The organism is Pseudophaeobacter sp. (genome assembly GCF_039971195.1).
Lineage (GTDB): Bacteria > Pseudomonadota > Alphaproteobacteria > Rhodobacterales > Rhodobacteraceae > Pseudophaeobacter.
This window is the reverse complement of sequence record NZ_JBDWPJ010000188.1, coordinates 1-7,127: the sequence shown is the minus strand read 5'-3', so window position 1 is coordinate 7,127 and position 7,127 is coordinate 1. Positions and strand designations below refer to the sequence as shown.

3 protein-coding genes and 2 pseudogenes are annotated in these 7,127 nt (G+C 56.5%); 1 reads left to right on the top strand and 4 read right to left on the bottom strand.

Annotation, left to right across the window (positions count from 1 at the left end):
• A pseudogene (locus tag ABJP42_RS16295) lies at positions 1-1,129 on the top strand (IS1182 family transposase); the annotation flags it as partial.
• A gap of 133 nt (positions 1,130-1,262) precedes the next feature.
• Here ABJP42_RS16295 and ABJP42_RS16290 read toward each other — a convergent pair.
• The 4 genes and pseudogenes from ABJP42_RS16290 to ABJP42_RS16275 all read right to left on the bottom strand — a co-directional run.
• Positions 1,263-1,433: pseudogene (locus ABJP42_RS16290) on the bottom strand (IS3 family transposase); the annotation flags it as partial.
• Positions 1,434-1,564: 131 nt separating this feature from the next.
• Positions 1,565-4,228 (bottom strand): Hint domain-containing protein, encoded by a 2,664-nt coding sequence (locus ABJP42_RS16285; RefSeq protein WP_348342213.1) that lies wholly within the window; start codon positions 4,226-4,228, stop codon positions 1,565-1,567.
• A gap of 305 nt (positions 4,229-4,533) precedes the next feature.
• Positions 4,534-6,690, bottom strand: coding sequence for an ATP-binding protein (locus ABJP42_RS16280; RefSeq protein ID WP_348342211.1), 2,157 nt, complete (start codon positions 6,688-6,690; stop codon positions 4,534-4,536).
• A 203-nt stretch (positions 6,691-6,893) separates the two neighbouring features.
• Positions 6,894-7,127 (bottom strand): hypothetical protein (locus tag ABJP42_RS16275; protein WP_348342209.1); only part of this gene is annotated, 234 nt, incomplete at its 5' end.

Here is a 7,127-nt window from a genome sequence, read left to right as displayed (position 1 = left end):
TGTTCTACGAGTTCTCGCTGGAAGAGCATGTCCCGCAGGGTCATCTGCTGCGCTCTATTGATAGGTTCGTCGATCTAAGCGGCATCCGCCAGTATCTTGCCAAGTTTTACAGCCATACTGGACGTCCATCCATTGATCCTGAGCTGCTGATCCGCATGCTGTTGGTCGGCTATTGCTCGGGCATTCGCTCAGAGCGCCGTCTTTGTGAAGAGGTGCACCTGAACCTTGCCTATCGTTGGTTCTGTCGTCTTGAGTTGTCTGATGCTTTCCCCAATCATTCCACGTTTTCCAAGAACCGGCACGGGCGCTTTCGGGAGAGCAAACTGCTGCGGCATCTGTTCGAGAATGAGCCTTGTCGCGCCATTGGTCCGAGCGACAATGGCGAATGGTTGCACGGTGCATCTCGGATGGCTTGGTGAGTGGGCAGCGCCTTGCCGCAGATGCCAGTCTAATCGAAGCTGACGCAAACAAACAGAACTCAACATCGAAGGAAGATTGGGATCGCAGCGCCATCGATCCAAACGATGCGCCGCGTGCTGTGAAGGAGTATCTGGATGTCTTGGACGACGCAGCTTTTGGTGCCGCATCAGAGGTTGAGCCCAAGTTCACGTCCCATTCCGATCCTGCAAGCCAATGGACGGCAGCCCGTAAAGGCCCTGCATTCTTCAGTTATTCGACAAATTACCTCATCGACATCGACCACAGTGTCATCGTGGACGTTGAGGGCACGCGATCGATCCGACAGGCTGAAGTCGGTTCAGTGCGCACCATGCTGGATCGGATCAAGGAACTGCATGATATTGATCCTGAGCGATTGATTGCAGACAGCGCCTATGGATCAGGCCCAATGCTGGGATGGCTCGTGGGCCGCAACATCAAAGCCCACATTCCCATGTTGGACAAAGCAGGCCGAACAGACGGAACATGGTCTCGCACCGACTTTGAATGGGACCCTGAGAACAACCAGTACAACTGCCCGGAAGGCGAACCGCTCAAGCAATTCCGGCGCAATTATTCTGATCCGAACCGTAAACCCACTGGCAAAGGCGTTGCCAAATACCAGGCTTTGAAACACACTTGTCAGGCCTGCCCATCGAAGATGAGATGCTGTCCAAAGCAACGCGAAAGGATCAAACGAAAGACACTTCAGGCGCGACGCTTGCATCACCGCCAGCAAGCCGCAGAATCAAACCAAACAGGTTAGCCAAACTCTCTCTTAGTTTAGGCCACCTTTGGACCCAAAAACTCTGCCGACGCACATGGTTCATTGTTCTGAAAGCCCTTCCATCATCCGTTCGGTGATGAACGACGCCGTACGACCAGACGTGGTTGTGATATTCAGGACGGAACCGGACGCACGAGCCATCGTTCAGCCAGAGCCGTCCTTTCTTGGGTTGTTTCATTGGAACCTTCAGCCCCTCTCGCCGCCATAGCCCCGATCCATGCTGGTTGTGGATGGCTGCCAGGTTGTTCTTCTCGGAAGCCTAGGCGTGGAAATCAGGGTGCCCAAGATATCACTTTAATGACCCTGGGGGCATTCCATCGCTACTGGCCTCGTTTCGCTTCAGGCTGAAAGCAGGGGTTTAAGGTCGCGTCTTTTAAGCGTCTGGCGGGCTAGGGCACCGTAGACATGGCTGACTCGTCCACGTCCCTGTGGCCCTTCCAGGCCATAGACCGGGCGTAGTTCGGGAAAGAGGCAGAACAGTTCGCGCAGGTCCGCAGCAGAGAGGCCGCGAATGGCTTCGGGGCCGGGCCAGAAGGTCTCTGTGGCGATGCCTTCAGCAAAAACGACCTCGTGACGCTCTGTCATCAGATGCACATAGGTGACTGCCTCAGCGCTTCGATCTTGTTGGCTGCAGGTCTGATCGATGCCTGCCAAAAGCTTGGCGGAAATGAAGCTTTCGCCAAAGGGTGTTTTCCGCTCAAAAACCCGAGGGTTGACCAGCATGCGGTGTTGCGGGGACAGGAGCATCGGGCGCTCGGGAGAAAGGAGGCCTTGGGGCCGCAGACAATAGGGGCGCAGATGTGGACGTTGTGCCAGCTCTGCCGCGTCCAGGTGGCGCTGTCCTACCCAGATGACAGGCTGAAAACCATTGTCGGCGGTCTGTAGCATATCGCCAACCCGGATCTGCCCGGCAGGAACTGCGCCACGCTGGGTGGCGAGCAGTACATGTGGCGTAAAGCAGGGAATGCCCGCAGAATACAGCTGCGACTGGGACGAAATACCGGCGAGGGGAACGCCTTCGAGGACAAGCTTCTCGCCGCCGGGGAAGGTCAACATGGCATTGCCGCTGCCGTCATCGCTGACCGAGACGTCGCTGGTGCGGATCGCGCCGCCGGGACCGGTTCCGCCGATCAGATCGGAAACATCCAGCTGGTCGTTGAAGAACCCGTCGTCGTCATCGTCACCGAGGGAGAAGTCGCTAACCGTGTCGATTCCGCCAGAGGAGGTGAGGACCAGCTCGTCATAGCCATCGCCGCTGGTAATGGAGTCATTGCCGCCACCAAAAGTGACGGTGTCATCACCAGCACCTGCGTTGATTTTGGCCCCGTATGACGTAGCGGAGGCATCCACAACGTCCCCTGCATCGGTAAGGGTGAGGGCTTCGATCTCAGAGAAGGTGATGGTGTCGCTGCCATCGGTGATGCTGCCGGCCTCATTGCCTGTGTAGGTGACCGTTGCACCGGAGGTGACGTCAGACAGGTCGATGGTGTCGAAATCTACGCCGCCTTCGCCGCCCATGATGGTGTCATTGCCAAAGCCATCAGAGATTTCAAAGGTATCTTGGTCGCCCCGGCCATGCATCTCATCATCACCAGAACCGCCAGAGAGGATGTCATTGCCATCGCCGCCCATCAGGGTGTCCTGACCGACGCCACCAATCAGGGTGTCGTCGCCGTGGCCGCCGTCCATGGAGTCATTGCCGTCGCCACCATCCAGGTAATCGTTGTCATGTTCGCCGTACATGAGGTCGTTGCCGTCGCCGCCGACTAGGCTGTCGTCGTGGTTGCCACCCCAAAGCGTATCATGGCCGGTGCCGCCTTCCAGCGTGTCATTGCCGTCTGTCGCGACGATAAGGTCATCGCCAACGCCGCCAACCAGGCTGTCATCGCCAGAGGAGTTGCGCAGGGTGTCATTGCCTTCGCCGCCGATCAGCGTGTCATTGCCGATGCCGGTGGTCATATAGTCGTCGCCGGCACCGCCTTCAATATAGTCATCGCCGTCGCCGCCAGACAGGGTGTCCGCGCCGTCCCCCCCGATCAGGGTATCCGAACCTGCGCCGCCTGCCATAACATCATCGCCATCACCACCATCTAGGCTGTCGTTGCCTTCTTCGCCCGAGATGGAATCATCGCCGCCCTGGCCAAAGACCACATCATCGCCGTCGCCGGCATTGATGGTGTCAGCGCCCTGTTCAATTGGAATAATGACAGGGTCGTCAATGACATCGCCCGACAGGGTGAAACCAGACATACCGTCCCGCGTTTGCAAGGTAAACTCGATCGAGGTTTGGTCTTCAAAAGCGGCCGAGAACCAGGCGTCCTGGTCGTAGTATTCGTTGGCTTCAGAACCTGTGGCCGTCACGGTGCTGCCGTCCGTGGTTGTGGTCAGCGAGGAATCTGAGGAAAGCCCGTAGGAGGTGAAACTGCTGCCATCGACGATGATGGCTTCGGGGTCGCCCGCACCACTGTTGTCGTCGACATCGTTGAAGGTTGCCGTAGAGTTCAGTGAAACCGGATCGCCTGTGATGGGGTCAAAGAATTCAAGCCGGAAGGTCGCCGTATCGCCAGCGGATTCCCCATCCAATAGAACTTCGGCTCCCTCTGTGTAGCCAAATTCCACATAGAGGTCTGGGTTTGACTTTTCCACCAGAACCAGGCGACCGGAAACGGAACTGCCATCTGGAAGGGTTGCAACGTTGCTAAACACTGCATAGTCACCGGCCGAGCCCAACCCGCCATCATGCGAAACGCTTTCGATATTGTTGATGTTCAGGCTAAGGGGCGAGGCATCTGTACCCGGGGTAACTCCGTCTCCCATATCGCCATAGATGACATCATTGCCCGCGCCGGCATCAATACTGTCATGGCCTTCTTCACCGGCGACAGTGTCATCGCCTGCACCTGCGTCAATGGTGTCATCAGCGGTGGAGCCTTCGATAGTGTCGTCGCCGTCCCCACCTTGATTTGCCAGCCATTTCTCATAATTCTTATGGTCCTCCTTCACCCTTTTCTCCCCTCACGCTTTGGGAGCTGGTCTAGGCAGGCTTTCGACTGTGCTGCGGCCATGGCTGTGCTCGACTTTCACTTGAACGATCAGTGTTTGAAGGGCGAGCATAAACTGAAGTCGATAATTAGTCGTAAACTACTAATTCATAACAATTTTAGTAAAGGTTTGGCGTCGAGATGGAGCCGCACTGGGCCGACGCGAGGGCAAAAGAGCGGAACATGATCCGGCCTGTGCAGGGATATTTAGACGCATTGAAGGGGGAGGCGCGTTAAGGGGCGGGCATTGCCAACCGATATGGCGTCTCAGCTCAGCGTCGATGTTCCTGCGTCATTTGCCAGCGCGGAAGAGACAGCATCCAGCAGGTCGCGGCGCATCACTGGTTTCATCAGCCTGATGTCCTCCGGGCGCAGGCCATTGCCATGCACCGTTGCCTCTGCGGCGTAGCCAGACATAAAGACTACCGGCAGGCTGTGGTTCAGGTCCCGCAGCTCTTTTGACAGGCTGGTGCCCTTGAGCCGCCCTGGCATGACGATATCGGTGAGCAAAAGGTCGAAATTAGGATCGGCTGCAAAGATGGCCTTGGCTTCATCACCAGAGGTCGCTCCGGTCACCACATAGCCTGCTTTCTCCAGATGGGTTTTGAGAACCGCGAGAACTTCGGCTTCGTCTTCTGCAATCAAAATGCGTTTTCCGCCAGCCTCCAGCGGTGGGCGGTTCAGGTTGACCTCGGTTTGCACCTCGGTTTTGGGGGAGACCGCCGGGAAGTAAAGCTTGAAAGTGGTGCCCACGCCCGGTTCGGAATAAACCTGCGCGGTGCCTTCGGACTGACGCATAAAGCCCAAAACCATGGAAAGCCCTAAGCCAGAGCCCTTGCCCGAGGGTTTGGTGGTGAAGAAGGGATCATAAATCTTGTCGAGTACTTCCGGGGGGATGCCTTCGCCGGTGTCGGAGACAGCGATCATCACATAGCGCCCCGGTTCCAACGCCTCTCTCCGACCGTCGAGATAGGTATCGTCAATCCGCACATTTGCGGTCTCAATGGTGAGCTTGCCGCCCTCTGGCATGGCGTCACGGGCGTTGAGAATGAGGTTCAACAATGCGCTCTCGGCAACGCCAGGATCGACTTCGACCTCCCAAAGCCGGGCCAAGAGCGAGGTTTCAACATCGATGTGCGAGGGCAGGGTGCGCCCGGCCCAGTTTTTGGTGTCCAGCACCAGTTTGTTGAGGTCGGTTGTCTGCGGCTGCAGAGGGGCCCGGCGGGCATAGCTCAGCAGGCTGCGGGTCAGATCCGCGCCGCGCAGGGTGGCGTTGATGCAGGAGGTCAGGAATTCCGCGCGTTTCTCTTCGTTTTCTTCGTCTTGCAGCAGTTCCAGATTGCCAAGGGTGACCGCCAGAAGATTGTTGAAATCATGAGCAACACCGCCCGTCAGCTGGCCAATGGTCTCTAGCCGCTGCGAGGCCGCTAATTGCGACTGCAGCTCTTCGCGATAGGCCTGATCCTTCAATCGTTTGGAAATATCAGCAACATTGGCACGGACCAGATTTCGGTCAAAAGGCGGCATCCGGGTGAGGGAGACTTCGCAGGGGATTTCTTCACCCCGCGCATTCAGATGGTGCCATTCAAAGGTCGGATTGCCACCCATCATGGCCTTTTCGATATAAGCGCGGGCCAGGGTTTCGCTCGGCTCGCCCGAGGGCTGGCGTTCAGGACTGAGATCCCCCAGACCCATGCCATTCACCAAGACCTCTCGATCCCGTCCAAACAAGGTCTCAGCGCGGGCGTTGACAGCGGTGAACTTGCCTAGGTCAAGATCGAACATCATGATGGCGTCTGGGGCGTACTCTACCATTGTTTCAAACTGTTGCGACTTATTCAGCGCATCAGAATCCGTCTCCTTCCAATAGCGGCTAAGGTTGGAGACAAGCGATATGACCAGCAGGTTGGTGACAGTGAGTGAGATCAGCATGACCACCCAGTTTCCGGTGCTCTGGTTCCAACTGGTAATCCGGGGATCTGGAGAGACAAAGACCTCCTGAACAAAGAAATAGGCCATTGCGGCGACGCCCAGGGTGAACGCTGTGAAAAACGCATAGGTGGTTTTTCGGGAGAACAGCGCGGCACAGAGGGCCATGTGAAAGGGAAAGCCGACAAAGGCTGCAGCCCCCAGCCCCAGGCTTGTGATGCCGATAAAATTGGCAGACACAAAGCCAGTTACAATCAAGCCGCCGCGATAGGGGAGTTTCCGATCGTCGCGCAGAATAATTGCCGGCAGCACGCAGAACACAGCCAGCAGCGAAGTGGTTGCGATGAAGGTTGGGCCAAACTGGCTGAAGCGAAACAGATTAAGCATGACAACCAAGGCGGCAACAGCCGACATGAAATCGAGAACCGTTCTCAGCGTCTTTCGCACACCCGCAGTATAGGTGGCCGTTGTTTCATGGCTCGAAGGATGCGACATCGTGTTTCCGAACTGGTTTCTCAAGATTAACCATACCGCGATTGCTGAGTCGCGCCATACTTCATTTCAAAAAGCTGTTTCTAGCGAAGCCCGGCGCTGCAGGGGGGGGGCAGGCGGAGGTTGGGGAGGCGCAAGTCGGGCCACAGGTAAGATTTTGGATTTCTTTCGGTTGTGAAGTCTAATAATTGGGGGCGGGTTGAAATTCACGGTGCCACTATTAACGCAAGCAATAATGAAAGCACGTTGGAGGAGAGTAAAGCTTTTGCCTTCATTGAATAGGCAAAGGCAGAGACTTCTGATTTTCGGAGGATTGACAGAGGAATCTGCAGTAATGGAGCGAAAATCGACAGGTCTGCATAGGCGGTAGGTTCAAAAACTTGAAAGCTGCTATGACAGGGTTGCGACTGATGTCGCGGTGGTTGTGGCTGAGACATGAG